The organism is Actinomadura meridiana, assembly GCF_039537545.1.
In the GTDB taxonomy this organism is placed as follows: domain Bacteria; phylum Actinomycetota; class Actinomycetes; order Streptosporangiales; family Streptosporangiaceae; genus Spirillospora; species Spirillospora meridiana.
Window position 1 is genome coordinate 353,862 of the sequence record NZ_BAABAS010000029.1, and the last position, 17,170, is coordinate 371,031.

16 protein-coding genes are annotated in these 17,170 nt (G+C 70.8%); 12 read left to right on the forward strand and 4 right to left on the reverse strand.

The window, feature by feature from the left end; all coding sequences use genetic code 11:
- The first annotated feature begins 241 nt into the window (after positions 1-241).
- Together ABD808_RS36660 and ABD808_RS36665 are read left to right on the forward strand one after the other, a co-directional pair.
- Entirely contained in the window at positions 242-673 is a 432-nt protein-coding gene (locus tag ABD808_RS36660; protein WP_344907489.1) for an ASCH domain-containing protein, read from the forward strand.
- A 91-nt stretch (positions 674-764) separates the two neighbouring features.
- The gene (locus ABD808_RS36665) at positions 765-1,397 is read left to right on the forward strand and encodes a Uma2 family endonuclease (protein ID WP_344907492.1); all 633 of its coding nucleotides are present in this window, start codon (positions 765-767) and stop codon (positions 1,395-1,397) included.
- Here the strand turns inward: ABD808_RS36665 and mug are convergent.
- The 3 genes from mug to ABD808_RS36680 are packed head-to-tail and all read right to left on the reverse strand — an operon-like array spanning position 1,384 to position 3,609.
- Complete coding sequence (gene mug / locus ABD808_RS36670; protein ID WP_344907495.1) at positions 1,384-1,947, reverse strand: G/U mismatch-specific DNA glycosylase; 564 nt, start codon at positions 1,945-1,947, stop codon at positions 1,384-1,386. The genes ABD808_RS36665 and mug overlap by 14 nt on opposite strands.
- Positions 1,947-2,666 carry a sulfite exporter TauE/SafE family protein gene (locus ABD808_RS36675; RefSeq protein WP_344907498.1) on the reverse strand — a complete coding sequence of 240 codons (720 nt, stop codon included), beginning with the start codon at positions 2,664-2,666 and terminating at the stop codon, positions 1,947-1,949. Before ABD808_RS36675 ends, mug begins: the two co-directional genes overlap by 1 nt.
- A 7-nt stretch (positions 2,667-2,673) precedes the next feature.
- A complete protein-coding gene (locus tag ABD808_RS36680; RefSeq protein ID WP_344907501.1) occupies positions 2,674-3,609 on the reverse strand; it encodes an aldo/keto reductase in 936 nt (311 codons plus the stop codon).
- A gap of 64 nt (positions 3,610-3,673) precedes the next feature.
- Here ABD808_RS36680 and ABD808_RS36685 point away from each other — a divergent pair, with 64 nt between their 5' ends.
- Positions 3,674-4,294: a LysE family translocator gene (locus tag ABD808_RS36685; RefSeq protein WP_344907504.1), complete on the forward strand. Its 621-nt coding sequence runs from the start codon at positions 3,674-3,676 to the stop codon at positions 4,292-4,294.
- A gap of 36 nt (positions 4,295-4,330) precedes the next feature.
- On the opposite strand, the gene acnA is transcribed toward ABD808_RS36685, so the two are convergent.
- Positions 4,331-7,096, reverse strand: coding sequence for an aconitate hydratase AcnA (acnA, locus tag ABD808_RS36690; protein ID WP_344907507.1), 2,766 nt, complete (start codon positions 7,094-7,096; stop codon positions 4,331-4,333).
- Positions 7,097-7,458: 362 nt separating this feature from the next.
- On the opposite strand from acnA, the gene ABD808_RS36695 reads away from it, so the two are divergent.
- The 9 genes from ABD808_RS36695 (at position 7,459) to shc (ending at position 17,170) form a co-directional block, all read left to right on the forward strand.
- Positions 7,459-7,875, forward strand: a complete 417-nt coding sequence (locus tag ABD808_RS36695; protein ID WP_344907510.1) for a TetR-like C-terminal domain-containing protein — start codon at positions 7,459-7,461, stop codon at positions 7,873-7,875.
- 31 nt (positions 7,876-7,906) lie between these two features.
- Entirely contained in the window at positions 7,907-8,821 is a 915-nt protein-coding gene (locus tag ABD808_RS36700) for an aminoglycoside phosphotransferase family protein (protein WP_344907513.1), read from the forward strand.
- A gap of 14 nt (positions 8,822-8,835) precedes the next feature.
- Entirely contained in the window at positions 8,836-9,222 is a 387-nt protein-coding gene (locus ABD808_RS36705; RefSeq protein WP_344907516.1) for a CGNR zinc finger domain-containing protein, read from the forward strand.
- 423 nt (positions 9,223-9,645) lie between these two features.
- Complete coding sequence (locus ABD808_RS36710; RefSeq protein ID WP_344907519.1) at positions 9,646-10,998, forward strand: DUF2079 domain-containing protein; 1,353 nt, start codon at positions 9,646-9,648, stop codon at positions 10,996-10,998.
- Between the two features lie 131 nt (positions 10,999-11,129).
- Positions 11,130-12,005: a squalene synthase HpnC gene (hpnC, locus tag ABD808_RS36715; protein ID WP_344907522.1), complete on the forward strand. Its 876-nt coding sequence runs from the start codon at positions 11,130-11,132 to the stop codon at positions 12,003-12,005.
- Positions 12,002-12,919, forward strand: a complete 918-nt coding sequence (hpnD, locus tag ABD808_RS36720) for a presqualene diphosphate synthase HpnD (RefSeq protein WP_344907525.1) — start codon at positions 12,002-12,004, stop codon at positions 12,917-12,919. Before hpnC ends, hpnD begins: the two co-directional genes overlap by 4 nt.
- Entirely contained in the window at positions 12,916-14,304 is a 1,389-nt protein-coding gene (gene hpnE / locus ABD808_RS36725) for a hydroxysqualene dehydroxylase HpnE (protein ID WP_344907528.1), read from the forward strand. The genes hpnD and hpnE overlap by 4 nt, the downstream gene beginning before the upstream one ends.
- Positions 14,301-15,311, forward strand: coding sequence for a polyprenyl synthetase family protein (locus ABD808_RS36730; RefSeq protein ID WP_344907531.1), 1,011 nt, complete (start codon positions 14,301-14,303; stop codon positions 15,309-15,311). Before hpnE ends, ABD808_RS36730 begins: the two co-directional genes overlap by 4 nt.
- Positions 15,311-17,170, forward strand: a complete 1,860-nt coding sequence (shc, locus tag ABD808_RS36735; protein WP_344907534.1) for a squalene--hopene cyclase — start codon at positions 15,311-15,313, stop codon at positions 17,168-17,170. The genes ABD808_RS36730 and shc overlap by 1 nt, the downstream gene beginning before the upstream one ends.

The following is a 17,170-nucleotide window of genomic DNA, read 5'->3' on the forward strand; positions in this document are numbered from 1 at the left end:
CCCCTCCAGCCCGTCAACCACCCGGGCGCCTCGCGCGTCACACGGATGATCAGAGAAGCTCCGCCTGGGAATCGAACGGACTTCCGGTCGTCCCGGGGCGACAACCCGCTCGCCTCGTCCACTGGCGTTTCCGCCGTGATGCGCCTAGCCTCTCGGGCATCACTGCGCGGTGTACCGGCGTCTCGCCGGGCCTCGGGGGATCCCGTGGCGGTGGAGGATGGGCGAGCACTGGAGGTACCGCGTGCAGGCGATCAGTGTGCAGCAACCCTGGGCGTTCGCGATAGCGCGCGGCGGCAAGACCGTCTCGAACCAGGCCCTGCCGACCGCCTACCGCGGCCCGATCCTGGTCCACGCCTCGATGCGCGTCGACCTGACGGCCTGCGACTCCCCCCTCATCCAGGCCGCGGGCTGGGACCCGCGCGACCCCCTCGCCGCCATCGGCGCCATCATCGCCGTAGCCGACCTCGACGCCGTCTGCTCCCCCACCGGCGCCACCTGCGACTGCGGCCCCTGGGCGACCCCGGGCATGCACCACTGGCACCTGGCCTCCGTCCGCACCCTCCCCCGCCCCATCGTGGCCCTCGGCCGCCCCGGCCTCTGGGAACCGAAACCCTCCCTCGTCACCGAGGTAACCGCGAAGTTCGCCCGCGCCACCCTCAACAAGGTCACCTGAGAGTAAAGAGCCCGCTACTCTAGGTGGCAGAAGTCGGGCGGGGTAACCTAGTGCCTGCATGGATCTGTCATGCCACCAACTGGAGCGGAACGTGAGCGTCGCGCACGATCATGGCGGGCCGGGCCCGTACACGGTGGAAGACCTGCACGCCCGAGAGGACGAAGGCCGCGGCCTGGAACTCGAGGATGGGTGGCTGGTCAAGCTGTCTCCGAATCCGCTCCACAACTACGCGTACCGAAGGCTGCACGAACTCATCGAGACCGCGGCGCAGCAGGCGGGTGCCGCCATCTACGCGGACCGAGGTGGCGACTGGGAGATCAGCACACCGTCAGGGGTCCGCAAACCCGATGTGATCGTCGTCCCGCGGCACACCGCGAAGTCCTGGTTCGAGGGCGACTGCCCGACCACCATTCCAGGACACGATCTGCTCCTCGTGGTGGAAGTCGTCTCACCGCGCAGCGGAAGTGAAAGCAGGGACCGCTTCCGCAAGCCCCAGGAGTACGCGGCGATGGGAATTCCCCAGTACTGGGTGGTCGACTACAAACCTGAACCCGTCGTCCAGGTGTTCGTCTTGGACGAACACGAAGCCGGTCACACCGGCGAGAGGGTCAGCGCCTACCGGCTCGACCAGAGGGCGACGGCTGGCGACATCCTGGAAGTCAAGATCGAAGCAGACAAGCCGTTCACCGTTCGCTTCGATCCGCAGGTGCTCACGGCGTTCTGAGGGCTTCGGTGGCCTGGCGGAGGCGGGTGAATTCGGCTGTTATGCGGCCAAGGGGCCAACTGGCGTTGAGGCCGCTCGGGTTGGGGAGGACCCAGATTCTTGCGGGGCCGAATGTGTCTTCCTGGGGGCCTATTTGGGTTTTGGGGTGGCTGAAGGCTGTGCGGTAGGCGGTGACGCCTGCGACCGCCAGGTAGGTCGGGCGGTGGCGTGCTACCAGGGCGGTTAGGCGGCGGCCGCCTTCCTGGAGTTCGGTGGTTGTCAGTTCGTCGGCTCGGGCTGTCGTGCGGTGGGCGAGGTTGGTGATGCCCAGGCCGTAGGAGGGCAGGAGGTTCTGTTCGGACGGGTCCAGGAGGCGGTCGGTGAAGCCGGAGCGGTGCAGGGCGGGCCAGAAGCGGTTGCCTGGACGGGCGAAGTGGTGGCCGGTGGCGCCCGAGTAGAGGCCGGGGTTGATGCCGCTGAACAGGACGCGGAGCGTCCCGCCGTCCGGGGGGAGGACGTCGGGGATGAGGCGGTCGCGGGCGGCTTCGAGGTCGGCCTTGGTGGGGCGCATCAGGTCAGGTTACGGGCGATGAGGGTCACCGCCGACGCGCCGACGACGATCAGAAGCGCGCGCCGGAGGTGGCCGGCGTCCAGGTAGCGGCGGAGGGGTCCGGCGGCGAGGAAACCGGCGAGGACGAACGGGAGGAGTTCCAGGCCCGCCGTGACCTGCCGGATGGGCAGGCGGCCGACGAGCGCGAGGGTGGCGAGGGACAGCAGGGCGCCGGAGGTGAAGAAGACCGCGAGGGTCGCGCGGACGCGGGGGCCGCGTTCGTGCTGGTAGAGCAGCGCGAGCGGGGGGCCGCCGATGCCGGACGCGGTGCCGGTGGTGCCGGAGACGACCCCGGCGGTGGCGAGGGTCCGGCGGTTGCGCGGGAGTTCGCGGGACCAGGCGGTCGCGGCCAGCGCGGCGAGCACGACGGCGCCGATCACGATGCCGAGGGCCCGGTCGGGGACGGCGGCGACCAGCATGACGCCGAACGGAGTCCCGACGACGCGGCCCGCGAACGCCCAGCCGAAGCCGCGCAGGTCGGCCTCCCTGATCTCGTGGGCGAGGGTCGCGAGCGGCAGGACGGCCGCGACGACGAGGATCGACCCCGGCATCAGCGACGGGTACCGCATCGTCACGATGGGGGTCGCGACGAGCGCGACGCCGAGGCCGACGCTGCCCTGCACGATCGCCCCAACCATGACGGCCAGCCCGGCGACGAGGAGGAATTCGACGTCCGGCATGGAGGGACTACGCGGACGCTTCGGTGAGGCGGGTGGCTTGGTCCGCCGTGAGGGTCGTGCGGGCGACGTCGAGGAGCGGCGGGAGCTGGTCGAGGGTGCGGGCGCTGGCCAGGGGCGTCGCGACGGTGAGTCGCGCGGCGAGCCAGGCCAGCGCGATCGTCGCGACGGCCTTGTGCTGTTCCTCGGCGACGGCGTCGAGCGCGGCGAGGACGTTGCGGCCGCGTTCGGTGTCGGTGTGCTTGGACGCGCCGCCCGCCCGGACGCTGTCCACGGTGGCGCCGGGACGGTACTTGCCCGTCAGGAACCCGGCCGCGAGGCCGTAGTACGGGACGGCCACCAGCCCGTGCTTCTCGGCGAGGTCGCGGCGGGCGCCCTCGTAGGTGTCGCGGGACACGAGGCTGTAGTGCGGCTGGATGGCGACGTAGCGGGCGGTGCCCTCGCGTTCGCTGAACTCCAGGGACGCGCGCAGCCGGTCGGGTTCGACGTTGGACACCGCGATCTGCCTGATCTTGCCCGCGGTGACCAGCTCGTCCAGCGTCGTCATGATCTCTTCGACGGGGACGGACGGGTCGTCGAAGTGCGTGTAGTAGAGGTCGATGCGGTCGGTGCGCAGCCGCTTCAGGGAGTCGTCCACGGCGGCCCGCATCGTCGGCGCGGACAGTCCCATGTGGTCGGGGTGGCGGCCGCCCTTGGTCGCGATGACGAGGTCGTCGCGGTTGCGGCGGGACGCCGTCCAGTCACCGATGATCGTCTCGGACTCGCCGCCGCCGTTGCCCTGGACCCACGCCGAGTACTGGTCGGCGGTGTCGAGGAAGGTGCCGCCGCCCGCGACGTAGGCGTCCAGAACCTCGAAGGATCGTTCCCGGTCGGCGGTCCAGCCGAACACGTTGCCGCCGAGCGCGAGCGGGGAGACGTCCAGGTCGCCGATCTTCGTCATCACCATGTCCTTGATCATAATGAAAGGTCAGGTCATGGCATATCGGATTATTCCTGGCACAATTGCTTTTATGATCACAGCCTGTCTCACCTTCGCCGCCGTGGCCGCCCTGGTGACGGTCGTGCCGGGCGTCGACACGATGCTCGTGCTGCGGACGACCGCCACGCGGGGGCGGCGGACCGGGCTGCTCGCCGGGGTCGGGGTGGCCTCCGGCCTGCTGTGCTGGGCGGCGGCGAGCGCCGCCGGGCTGACCGCGCTGCTGGCCGCGTCGCGGATCGCGTTCGACGTGCTGCGCGTCGCGGGCGCCTGCTACCTGCTGTGGCTCGGCGGGCGGGCGCTCTGGACGGCCCGCCGGAAGGCCCACGACGCCGAGGAGGCCCCGGGCGCGGACGTCTCGGGAGCCGCCGCGCTGCGGATCGGGCTCGTCAGCAACCTGCTCAACCCCAAGGTCGGCGTGTTCTACATGAGCATGCTGCCGCAGTTCATCCCGGCCGGGGCACCGACGTTCGGGACGAGCATGCTCTTCGGCGTCATCCATGTCGCCGAGGTGCTGCTGTGGCTCGGGCTGGTCGTCGTCGCGACGATCGCGGCGCGCGGCGCGCTGTCGCGGCCCGCCGTCAAACGGCGCCTCCAGCAGGTCACCGGAGTGGTGTTCATCGGCTTCGGCGTCCGCCTGGCCGTCGAGCGGTAGGACGGGCCGCCCCGCGCGGGACGGCCCGTCCCAAGGTCACTTGCGGATGAGGTTGCGCAGGACGTACTGGAGGATGCCGCCGTTGCGGTAGTAGTCGGCCTCTCCAGGGGTGTCGATGCGGACGGTCGCGGCGAACTCCCTGCCGTCGACGCTGACGGTGACCTCGTCCGGGACGCCGCCCTCGTTGAGCGCGGTGACGCCGGTGATGTCGAACGTCTCGGTGCCGGTCAGGCCGAGGGACTCGGCGGAGTCGCCGTCCTTGAACTGGAGCGGCAGGACGCCGAGGCCGATCAGGTTCGAGCGGTGGATGCGCTCGTAGGACTCGGCGATGACGGCGCGGACGCCGAGCAGCGCGGTGCCCTTGGCCGCCCAGTCGCGCGACGACCCCGACCCGTACTCCTTGCCCGCGATGACGACGAGCGGCGTGCCCTGCGCGGCGTAGTTCTGGGCCGCGTCGTAGATGAACGACTGGGGCGCGCCGTCCTGGGTGAAGTCGCGGGTGTAGCCGCCCTCGACGTCGTCCAGAAGCTGGTTGCGGAGCCGGATGTTGGCGAACGTCCCGCGGATCATGACCTCGTGGTTGCCGCGCCGCGAGCCGTAGGAGTTGAAGTCCTTCACGGCGACGCCGTTGTCCTGGAGGTACTGCGCGGCGGGCGTGCCGACCTTGATGGACCCGGCCGGGGAGATGTGGTCGGTGGTGACCGAGTCGCCGAGCTTCGCCAGCACCCGCGCGCCGTGGATGTCGGCGACGGGCTCGGGCTCGGCGCCCATGCCGTCGAAGTACGGGGCCTTACGGACGTAGGTGGACGAGGCGTCCCACTCGAACAGGTTGCCGGTCGGGATCGGCAGGCCGGTCCAGCGCTCGTCGCCCTTGAAGACGTCGGCGTAGCTCTCGGTGAACATCTCCTGCCCGATGGACGACTCGACGATCGAGGCGACCTCGTCCGGCGCGGGCCAGATGTCGCGCAGGTGGACCGGGCCGTCCGTGCCCTCGGCGATCGGGTCGTTGAGGATGTCGACGTCCATCGACCCGGCCAGCGCGTAGGCGATGACCAGCGGCGGCGACGCGAGGTAGTTCATCTTCACGTCGGGGCTGATGCGGCCCTCGAAGTTGCGGTTGCCCGACAGCACCGCCGTGACGGCGAGGTCGTTGTCGTTGACGGCCTTGGAGATCTCCGGCTGGAGCGGGCCGGTGTTGCCGATGCAGGTGGTGCAGCCGTACCCGACCAGGTTGAAGCCGATCTTGTCGAGGTAGGGGGTGAGCCCGGCGCGCTCCAGGTAGTCGGTGACGACCTGCGACCCGGGCGCGAGCGAGGTCTTCACCCACGGCTTGCGGGTGAGACCCTTCTCGACGGCGTTCTTCGCCAGCAGCGCGGCGCCGATCATCACGTACGGGTTGGACGTGTTGGTGCAGGACGTGATGGCCGCGACCGCGACATGGCCGTGGTCGATCTCGAACTCGGTGCCGTCGTCCAGCGTCACGGGCACCCGGGTGTGCGGGCGGGACGAGCCGTCCGGGTCGACGTGACGGGGCTTGTCGCCGTTGGTGTCGTGGCTGATCGCCGGGGAGTCGGAGGCGGGGAAGGACTCGTTGGACGCCTCGTCCGCCGCGCCCTGCACGCTGGCGACGTAGTTCTGCACGTCGCGGCGCCAGGTCGGCTTGGCGTCGGCGAGGGAGATGCGGTCCTGCGGGCGCTTCGGACCGGCCAGCGACGGCACGACCGTCGACAGGTCGAGTTCCAGGTACTCGGAGAACTCCGGCTCAACGGACGGGTCGAGCCACATCCCCTGCGCCTTGGCGTACGCCTCGACCAGGGCGATCTGCTCCTCGTCGCGTCCCGTGAGCCGCAGGTAGTTCAGCGTCTCGTCGTCGATGGGGAAGATCGCGCAGGTGGAGCCGAACTCGGGGCTCATGTTGCCGATCGTGGCGCGGTTGGCGAGCGGCAGCGCGTGCACGCCCTCGCCGTAGAACTCGACGAACTTGCCGACGACGCCGTGCTGGCGGAGCATCTCGGTGACGGTCAGCACCAGGTCGGTCGCCGTCGTCCCGGCGGGCAGTTCACCGCTCAGCTTGAACCCGACGACGCGCGGGATGAGCATCGAGATGGGCTGGCCGAGCATCGCGGCCTCCGCCTCGATGCCGCCGACGCCCCAGCCGAGCACGCCGATGCCGTTCTCCATCGTCGTGTGCGAGTCGGTGCCGACGCAGGTGTCGGGGTAGGCGACGCCGTCGCGGTCGAACACGACGCGGGCGAGGTGCTCGATGTTCACCTGGTGCACGATGCCGGTGCCGGGCGGGACGACCTTGAACTCGTCGAACGCCGTCTGCCCCCACCGCAGGAACTGGTAGCGCTCGCGGTTGCGCTCGTACTCGCGCTGCACGTTGCGCTCGAAGGCGTCCGGCGAACCGAAGTAGTCGACGATGACGGAGTGGTCGATGACCATCTCGGCGGGCGCCAGCGGGTTGATCTGGCTCGGGTCACCGCCGAGGTCGCGGACGGCCTCGCGCATCGTGGCGAGGTCGACCACGCACGGCACGCCGGTGAAGTCCTGCATGATGACCCGCGCCGGGGTGAACTGGATCTCCTTGCTGGGCTGGGCCTTCGGGTCCCACTGGCCGACCGCGCGGATGTGGTCGGCGGTGACGTTCGCGCCGTCCTCGGTGCGCAGCAGGTTCTCCAGCAGCACCTTGAGGCTGTACGGGAGACGTGCCGCGCCCTCGACGGCGTCGAGCCGGTAGATGTCGTATGACCTGTCGCCGACCTGTAGCTTGTCGCGGCTGCCGAAGCTGTTCGCGGACACGGACTCCTCCTCCGTCACCACCGCGCGCGTCCGGTCAGGACATGGGCGCGCGGCGTCGTCTCGATCTTCAGATGCGCCCGCCGCCCTGGGTTCGGCGCGGGGCGCCGCGCGGCGGGCTGATGCACGTCTCCCTTGATCCTGCCCTAGTCGGGAGTCCGACCGGCAATCAGGTCAGGCTAACTTCCGCCGCTTTTCTCTTGACGTCAAGCTACTCCCAACTTATCTCGACATCAAGGTACTTGCTCCTCGTCAGCGTCCGGTCGGCAGACTGAGCCCGCCGTTGCACTCGACGACCTGGCCGGTCACGAAGCCGTTGGCCGCGGTGAGCAGGACCGCCTGCGCGACGTCCTCGGGAGGGCGCGGTGCTGTTGGAGGCGATGGCCGAACGCACGGGCGCCGACATCCCCGTCCCCGACACCGGCACCCTCCACGGCGACCTCACGGCGTTCCTGACCGCGACGTTCCGGGCGGCGGGCCACCGGCTCACCGCGTCCGTGCTGCGCAACTCGATGGCCGAGGCGCAGCGCGACCCGCACGCGCGCGAGCACATGAGCGTGTTCATCGAGTCGCGGCGCCGCGTCCTGTCCGCGCTGTTCGAACGCGCCCGCGGCCGCGGCGAGATCGCGTCCGGCGCCGACCTCGCCCTGATGGTCGACCAGATCTACGGCCTGCTCTGGTACCGGATCCTCGTCGGACACGAGCCGCTCGGCGACGCGCAGGCCGCCGAGTTGGCCCGCGCCCTGTCCGACCAGGCCGCCGCCCGCCGCGACGAGGAATGACGAGGCGCGCCCAGGTGGCAGGATCGGTCCCGTGATCGAACTTCCCCCCGTCCTCGTCCGGAACGCGCTGAACGTCTGGGGCGCCGACGGCCAACGCTGGCTGGACGCGCTGCCGAGCACCATCGACGCCGTGACCCACGCCTGGGGTCTGACGATCGGTCCGCTCTTCGACCTGAGCTACCACTGGGTGGCGGCGGCGACGCGCGAGGACGGGACGGCGGCGGTCCTCAAGCTCGGACCGCCGCAGCCGGGCCACCTCGATCGCGAGGTGGCGGCGCTGGACTTCTACCACGGGCACGGCGCCGTCCGGCTGCTCGCCCACGACCACGACCGCGGCGCCCTGCTACTGGAACGCGCCGACCCCGGAACCCTCGCGCGCGACCTCGTCCCCGCCAAAGACGACGAGGCCACGGCCGCAGTGATCAACCTGATTCAGCAGCTGCACAACCCGGCCCCACCCGGATACCCACTCCCCGACCTCTCCACAGAGGCCAAGTCGTTCGCGGAGCACCTGAACCGCTTCCCCGGGGACGACCCACTCCCACGACACCTCGTCGAACGGGCCGCGAAGCTCTTCGACGAACTGTGCGCCGACACCACGGAACCGGTCGTCCTGCACGGCGACCTGCACCACGACAACGTGTTGCGGGCCCGGCGCGAACCCTGGCTGGCGATCGACCCACACGGCTACGTCGGCGACCCCGGCTACGAGGTCGGTGCCCTGCTCTACAACCCTGACCCCGGCGACCGCGACGACGCCCTGCTCGCGCTCGTGCCCGCGCGGATCGAGCAGCTCGCCGACGGCCTTCGGATACCGTCCGAACGAGTGGCCGCCTGGGGCTTCGTCGTGGCCGTCCTCTCCGAGGTATGGACGACCGAGGACGGCGGCACCCCGGACGGCCGCCCCCTCGACGTCGCGCTCCAGCTCCTCCCACGCCTCACCTAGTCGACCACGACGCCTTGGCCCGCAACCTCCGAGAAGCAACCTTCGAACTCATCACCGCCGCCCGAACCCCGGCGGGCCTCGAATCGTGCTCCGCAGGAGCACGAAAAGCCGTCAACGACGCGGCCGCCCTCCCAACCCCCGTGCCGCGCCTGGACGCCGCCGGACACCTTTCCTGGCACGCCGCCGACCCCGTCCCCGCGACCCTGGCCCTGGTGGCCCGTGACGCCCTGGACCTCGTGACCGCACCCGAGATCGCCCACGTCCACGAGTGCGCGGGCCCCGGATGCCAGGCCCTGTTCCTGGACTCGTCCCGCCCCGGCACCCGCCGCTGGTGCTCAATGAACACCTGCGGCAACCGCGTCAAGAAGGAAACCCTCCGCGGCCGCCACGAGCAGCCCTGACTCCCCACAATTCAAGCCGTTCGTGGCACACTCACCGGCCACCCTTCTGGGGCCGAGTGCCGTTCCTACCTTCGGGCGCGACACAAATGGCCCAAGTCGCTCGATCCCAGCACGCTTCTCAGTGCCCACGCAACGTCACCAAACGCAGGTTAATCCGGTACCTGTTTTGGTCTCGGACGTCAGCGAAAGCGTTCCGCCCACCTGCTAAAACACCCTGCACAGTCGCTTGGCTTCGAGTGCGCCATCTGCCGACTCGCGATCCGGTGGCGTCTGATGGATCTCGGGAAACTGGTGTCGACAGAGGTGTGTTAGACAGTAAGCTCGCCTGTCATGGCCATAGATGCCCCTGTGCACTCCAGAGAAACCAGACCGCCTGATGTCGTCAGCCGGCCGTCAGCCGGCCGAGCTGCTCCCTTCATTCTCATGGTCGTTCTGTGGGCCCTCTACGCTTCCTATTCACTGCTCAGACATGCGCGCATAGACTCGGCTGGATACGATCTCGGCATCTTTGACCAGGCGGTTCGTGCTTATTCGCATTTCGATGCGCCAATCGTGCCTGTCAAAGGGCCGGGGGCCAACCTTCTCGGAGATCACTTTCATCCGATCATCGCCACGCTGGCCCCGCTGTACTGGGTGTGGCCTGATGCGAGAATGCTGTTGGTGGCCCAGGCGTTCCTGGTCGCGTTGTCGGTGGTTCCGATCGCCAGATTGGCCATCGCACGGCTTGGCCTGGTCAGAGGTACCGCCGTGTCAGTGACCTACGGACTTTCCTGGGGCGTCCAGGGTGCGGTCGCCTTCGACTTTCACGAGATCGCGTTCGCGGTTCCACTCCTCGCGTTCGCGGTCACTTACCTGACGGAGGAACACTGGCGGGCGGCGGTTGCAATGGCCCTTCCTTTATTACTTGTCAAGGAAGACTTTGGGCTCGTCATCTCCGCCATCGGACTCTACCTTGTGATAAAGAAGCGTTACCGTCTTGGAGTGAGTGTCGCCACCATCGGCATCGTCGGTCTCGTGGTGACGGTTACCGTGTTGATACCCTATTTCAACTGGGCAGGCCAGTACCGCTACTGGGGTCAGATGAGTGCTGGCGGTCAGCAGAGCATTCTTTCGACTGTCGCCGACGTGCCTGCCAGCATGTTTCAACATCCGCAGAAGCTTATGCTCTTGCTGTGCCTGTCGGCGGTCACGGCGTTCTCCGCGTTGCGGTCGCCTCTCGTTATCGTGGGTCTTCCGGTTGTGGCCTACCGGATCGCGTCAACGCAGTCGCCTCAATGGAGTATCGGCGAGGTGCACTACAATGCGATCTTGATGCCGATCGTCTTCGTGGCAATGCTTGACGCGGTCACAATGCTACGGACCAGCAGGTTCTCGATGGCTCGACGGTACGCTGGCCTCGCCCCGATGAGCACGATCGTCATAGGCATCGCGTTCTTACCGTTCTTTTCGTTCTGGAATCTTATGCATTCCAGTTTTTATCACCCTTCGGACCATGTCGTGGCGACGCGGGAATTGCTCGCGGCGATTCCCAGTGGGGCCTCGGTCGCCGCCAGCAATTATCTCGTTCCGCAACTCACGGACAGGTGCGACGTGACGCTCTTCGCCGACGTGCATCGACGCCCTGCGGAGTGGGTGATCGTCGACAGCACGCGTCCTGGGGGCGTTCCGGCGCCCGCCGAGGTGCAGCTGGCCAGGCTGAACGAGCTCCCCTCGGCCGGGTTCTCGCTGGTCAGAGCGGAAGACGGCGTGCTCCTGTTCCATCGGAATCCGGGCTGACGTCAGAGCCGGAAGGTCAACCTTCGGGGCGGCTGGGACTGTGAACCGGTGCGGGCCGGGCGCGCAACGTTTCAAAGAACCCATACCTTGGCCAGAGTTTCTCTAGTGCCGGTCCTGTCGATCTTCCCAAGGTGATCATTGAACCGTCCTGGAGCGCAGCCGAGCATGACCGCGCGCTGGACCGGCTCGCCGCGCGGGAGAACTTTCCCGTCGCGGCGCGGTTGCTGCCGGCCCGGCATCGGGCCGGGCTGCGGGCCGTCTACGGCTTCGCTCGGCTCGTCGACGACATCGGCGACCAGGCGCCGCGCGGGCAGCGGGCCAAGCTGCTCGGTCTGGTGGACGACGACCTCGACCGGGTGTTCGCCGGGCGGACGCCGAGCCTGCCGCAACTGCGCAGGCTGGCGCCGGTGGTGCACGCGCACGGGATACCGGCGGACCCGTTCCGCGACCTGGTCCGCGCCAACCGGCAGGACCAGGTCGTCAACCGGTACGAGACGTTCGAGGAGCTGACCGAGTACTGCGCGCTGTCGGCGTCGCCGGTGGGGCGCATGGTCCTGCACCTGTTCCGCGCCTACCGGCCGCGTCTGGTGGCGGCGTCCGACGACGTCTGCACCGCGTTGCAGCTCATCGAGCACTGCCAGGACGTCGGGGAGGACTACCGCGACGGCCGGATCTACCTGCCGGGCGAGGACCTGCGGCGGTTCGGGTGCGCCGAGGACGACCTGGCCCGCCCGCTGACGCCGACGCGGCTGCGGGGCGTGCTGGCCCTGGAGGCGGGCCGCGCCCGCGACCTCCTGGACCGGGGCGCCGCACCGCTGATGGAGGAGCTGACGGGCTGGGCGCGGATCGCCGTCGCGGGCTACGTGGCGGGCGGCCGGGCGACGCTGGCCGCGCTCGAACGCGGCCGGTACGACGTGCTGGCGCACCGACTGCGCCCACGACGCGCGTGGCTCCTGGCCGGGTGGGCCCGGGGCCTCGGACGGGGTTTCGAAAGGGGGAGGCGATGACGGTCTCGGAGGCGTGCGAGCAATCCGACCGGGTCCTTGGGGCGTATCGGCACTGCGAGCGGGTGATGCGCGAACAGGCCCGCAACTTCTCCTACGGGATCCGGCTGATGCCGCCGCCGAAGCGGCGGGCGATGAGCGCGGTCTACGCCTTCGCACGCGGCGTCGACGACATCGGGGACGGCCCCGAACCGGCGTGCGTGCGGCTGGACCTGCTGGACCGGTCGCGGCGACGGCTGACGACCGTGCAGGAGGTGCTGCGCCGCCGCGCCGACGCCGGGGCCCTGGAGGGCCATCCGGTGCTGACCGCGCTGGTCGACGCGGCGGGCCGCTACCCGATCCCGCTGGAGGCGTTCGACGAGCTGATCGACGGCTGCGAGGACGACATCCGCGGCGCCGACTACAAGACGTTCGACGACCTGCTGCGCTACTGCCAGCGGGTCGCCGGAACCATCGGACGGCTGTCGCTCGGCGTGTTCGGCTCGGACGGGCGGCAGCGCGCCGAGGGCCTGGCCGACTCGCTCGGCGTCGCTCTCCAGCTCACCAACATCCTGCGTGACCTGCGCGAGGACCGGATGGCGGGCCGCATCTACCTGCCCGCCGAGGACCTCGAACGGTTCGGCTGCACGCTGAACCTGGACGAGTCCGGCCGGTTCCTCGACCCGCCGTGGCGGCTGAACGAGCTGGTCGGCTTCCAGGCGGAGCGGGCCCGCGCCTGGTACGCCGAGGGCCTGCGGCTGCTGCCGCTGCTGGACCGGCGCAGCGCCGCCTGCACCGCCGCGATGGCGGGCATCTACCGGCGGCTGCTGGAGAACATCGCGGCGCGCCCGGCGGCGGCGCTGAACGCCCGGGTGTCGCTGCCGACCTGGCAGAAGGCGGTCGTGGCGGCGCGGGCGCTGTCGGGGGTGGAGCGGTGAGCGTCGTCATCGTCGGGGGCGGCCTGGCGGGCATCAGCGCCGCGATCGCGTTGCAGGAGTCGGGGGTGCCGGTCACGCTCGTGGAGTCGCGCCCGTGGCTGGGCGGCGCCACGCACTCGTTCGGACGCGGCGCCCTGCGCGTCGACAACGGCCAGCACGTCTTCCTCAAGTGCTGCACGGCGTACCAGGGGCTGCTGCGCAGGCTGCGCGCCGAACGGCTGGTGTCGGTGCAGAACCGGTTCGACGTCGCGGTGCTGCGTCCGGGCACACGACCGGCGCGGCTGCGGCGGGCGAACCTGCCGAGCCCGCTGCACATGCTGCCCGCGCTGGCGAGGTATTCGCCGCTCCCCTTCGCCGACCGTGTGCGGGCGGTGCGGGCGGCGGTCGCGATGCGGGGGCTCGACCCGTCCGACCCGGCGTTGGACGCCGTGACGGCGGGCGCGTGGCTGGCCGAGCACGGGCAGCGGGCGTGGGCCCGGCAGGCGTTGTGGGGGCTGTTCCTCACGTCCGCGCTGAACGCCGAGGTCGACGACGCGGCGCTCGGGCTGTCGGCGGTGGTGTGCCGCCGCGCCCTGCTGGGCCGCGCCGACGCCGCCGACATCGGGGTGCCGAGCGTCCCGCTGGAGGAGCTGCACGGCGGTCCGGCGCTGCGGCGGATCGCGGAGATGGGCGGGACGGTCCGGCTCAAGTCGAAGGTCGAGGCGGTCACCACGGACCCGAAGGTCGTGGTGGACGGCGTCCCGATCGCCGCCGACGCGGTGATCATGGCGGTGCCGCCCGAGGCGGCGGCGCGGCTGCTGCCCGCGCAGGCGCTGCCGGATCCGTTGCGCTGGCACGAGTTGGACGCCAGCCCCATCGTGAACGTCCACGTCGTCTACGACCGGACGGTCATGGACGAGCCGTTCGCCGCCGCGGTCGGCTCACCCGTCCAGTGGGCGTTCGACCGGACGGCGGCCAGTGGCCTCGCGGCGGTTCCGGGTGGTGTGGGGGGTCGCCCCCCCACCGGAGACAGCGCCGGCCAGTACCTGGCGATCTCGCTGTCGGCCGCCGACCGCTGGATCGACATGCCGACCGCCGAGATCCGCGCCCGGTTCGTGCCCGAGCTGCGCAGGCTGCTGCCCGCCGCACGGGGCGCGGAGGTCCGGGAGGTGTTCGTGACGCGGGAGCGGCGGGCGACGTTCCGGCAGCGTCCCGGCTGCGCGGCGGCCCGGCCGTCGGCGGCGACGCGGGCGCCCGGCCTGTTCCTGGCGGGCGCGTGGACCGACACCGGCTGGCCCGACACGATGGAGGGCGCGGTGCGCAGCGGCCTGACCGCCGCGCGCCTGGTCCGCCGCCACTTGGAACGGCTGCCGGAACGGGTGACCGAGGGGGTGCGGGTCCGGTGACGGCCGTTCCGATCTCGCTGACCGGCGTCCGGGAGCTGGTCGACGGCGCGCTGCGCGCCGCGGTCGGCCGCCTCGACCCGTGCACCTACCGCGTCGCGGCGTACCACCTCGGCTGGACCGACGAGGAGGGGCATCCGCGCACGGGCCCGGCGGGCAAGGCGCTGCGCCCGGCGCTGGCGCTGCTGTCGGCCCGCGCCGCGTGCGCCCCGCCGGAGAGCGCGCTGCCCGGCGCGGTCGCGGTCGAGCTGACCCACGCCTTCTCGCTGCTGCACGACGACATCATGGACCGCGACCGGACCCGCAGGCACCGTCCGTCCGCTTGGACGATCTTCGGTGAGCCGGCCGCGATCCTGGCCGGTGACGCGCTGCTCGCGCTCGCCGTGGAGGTGCTGCTGGAGGCGCCGGGTCAGGGGTCGGCGCGGGCGACGCGCGCGCTGGCCGTGGCGACCCGCCGTCTCATCGCCGGTCAGGCACTCGACATGGAGTTCGAGACGCGCGGGCACATCAGCCTGGACGAGTGCGTGGCGATGGTGTCCGGCAAGACGGCCGCGCTGCTGGAGTGCTCGTGCTCGATCGGCGCCGTGCTGGACGGCGCCCCGGACGCGCTTCCCGCCGCGCTGGAGGCGTTCGGCGCCGACCTCGGTATCGCGTTCCAGCTGGTGGACGACCTGCTCGGCATCTGGGGCGACCCGGCGACGACGGGGAAACCCGCGCTGTCGGACGTCCGGTCCCGCAAGATGTCGCTGCCGGTCGTGGCCGCGCTGAACAACGGCGGACCGGAGGCCGACCGCATCACTGACCTGTACGGGCGCGACGACCTTTCCGAGGACGACCTGCGCGAGGTCGCGGCGCTCATCGAGGCGGCGGGCGGCCGGGCCTGGGCCGAACTGGAGGCGGAGAGCCGCATCCAGCGCGCCGCCGAGCACCTGGTCACGGCCCGGATCCCGGAGCCCGTGCGCGCCGAGTTCCTGCGCGTCGCCGACTTCGTCACGGGCCGGGACCACTGATGCCCGGGCCGCTGCTGACGGTCGCGGACGCGGTCGACGCCGCCCGCGAGCACCTGCTGCTCCTCCAGTCGCCGGAGGGATGGTGGAAGGGCGAGTTGCGGACCAACGTCACGATGGACGCCGAGGATCTCCTCCTGCGCGAGTTCCTCGGCATCCGCACCGGCGCCGACACGGACGAGGCGGCCCGCTGGATCAGGTCGCGGCAGGCCCCGGACGGCACCTGGGCCAACTTCCACGGCGGCCCGCCCGAGCTGTCCACGACGGTCGAGGCGTACGTGGCGCTGCGGCTCGCCGGAGACCCGCCCGAGGCCGAGCACATGGAACGCGCGGCCGCCTTCATCCGCACCCGGGGCGGGATTCCGGCGACCCGGGTGTTCACGCGGTTCTGGCTGGCGATGTTCGGCCGGTGGTCATGGGACGACCTGCCGGTCGTGCCACCGGAGATGATCTTCCTGCCGCGCTGGTTCCCGCTGAACGTCTACGACTTCGCGTGCTGGGCGCGGCAGACGATCGTGCCGCTGACGGTCGTGGCGGCGCTGCGTCCCGTCCGGCCGCTGCCGTTCGACCTGGACGAGCTGTATCCCGGCCCCGTCGACCCGCCGCCGGAGAAGCCCGAACCGACCGCCTGGGACCTGGCGTTCACCACGCTCGACAAGGCCCTGCACGTGTACGAGCGGCGTCCCGTCAAGGGTCTGCGGCGGGCCGCGCTCCGCCGCGCCGCCGACTGGATCATCGCGCGCCAGGAACGGGACGGCTCATGGGGCGGCATCCAACCGCCGTGGGTGTACTCGCTGCTCGCGCTGCACCTGCTCGGCTACGGCCTGGACCACCCGATCGTCCGGCGCGGCCTGGACGGTCTCGAACGGTTCACCATCCGCGACGAGCAAGGGCGGCGGCTGGAGGCGTGCCAGTCCCCCGTCTGGGACACCGTCCTCGCGATGAACGCCCTCGCCGACGCCAGTGTCCCCGCCGGGAACCAGGCGCTGGAACGGGCCGCCGACTGGGTGATCCGCGAGGAGGTCAAGGGCCCCGGCGACTGGGCGGTGCGGCGCCCCGGCCTCCCACCGGGCGGCTGGGCGTTCGAGTTCGACAACGACGGCTATCCCGACGTCGACGACACCGCCGAGGTGGTCATCGCGCTCAACCGCGTCCAGCACCCGGCCGCCGACCCGGCGATCGAGCGCGGCGTGCGCTGGATGGTGGGGATGGTCTGCCGGGACGGCGGTTTCGCCGCGTTCGACGCCGACAACACCCGGACGCTGGGCCGCAGGCTGCCGTTCTGCGACTTCGGCGAGGTGATCGACCCGCCGTCCGCCGACGTCACCGCGCATGTCGTGGAGGCGATGGCACACCGCGGCATGGCGGATTCGCGGCTCGTCAAACGGGCCGTGGTCTGGCTGCTCAAGGCCCAGGAGCCGGACGGGTCGTGGTTCGGACGCTGGGGCGCCAACCACGTGTACGGGACGGGCAGCGTCGTCCCCGCGCTGATCGCGGCGGGCGTCCGGCCGGAGAAGCCCGTGATCCGGGACGCGGTCGCGTGGCTGGAGCGGCACCAGCGCGACGACGGCGGCTGGGGCGAGGACCTGCGCTCCTACCGCGACCGGTCGTGGGTGGGGCACGGCGAGTCCACCGCGTCGCAGACGGCGTGGGCGCTGCTCGCGCTGCTCGCCGCCGGAGAGCGCGGCCCGTCCGTGGAGCGCGGCGTGCAATGGCTCGTCGACCACCAACGCGACGACGGCACCTGGGACGAGGACCACTTCACCGGCACCGGCTTCCCCGGCGACTTCTACATCAACTACCACCTGTACCGCCTGGTGTTCCCCCTCAGCGCGCTGGGCCGCTATCTGAAGGGGTCATGA

Bases quoted from the DNA above. Each gene is read 5' to 3' on its own strand.
- ABD808_RS36710 (WP_344907519.1), top strand. From the start codon at position 9,646: ATGGTCGTTCTGTGGGCCCTCTACGCTTCCTATTCACTGCTCAGACAT.
- ABD808_RS36675 (WP_344907498.1), bottom strand. From the start codon at position 2,666: ATGCCGGACGTCGAATTCCTCCTCGTCGCCGGGCTGGCCGTCATGGTT.
- hpnD (WP_344907525.1), top strand. From the start codon at position 12,002: ATGACGGTCTCGGAGGCGTGCGAGCAATCCGACCGGGTCCTTGGGGCG.
- ABD808_RS36685 (WP_344907504.1), top strand. From the start codon at position 3,674: ATGATCACAGCCTGTCTCACCTTCGCCGCCGTGGCCGCCCTGGTGACG.
- shc (WP_344907534.1), top strand. From the start codon at position 15,311: ATGCCCGGGCCGCTGCTGACGGTCGCGGACGCGGTCGACGCCGCCCGC.
- mug (WP_344907495.1), bottom strand. From the start codon at position 1,947: ATGCGCCCCACCAAGGCCGACCTCGAAGCCGCCCGCGACCGCCTCATC.
- ABD808_RS36680 (WP_344907501.1), bottom strand. From the start codon at position 3,609: ATGGTGATGACGAAGATCGGCGACCTGGACGTCTCCCCGCTCGCGCTC.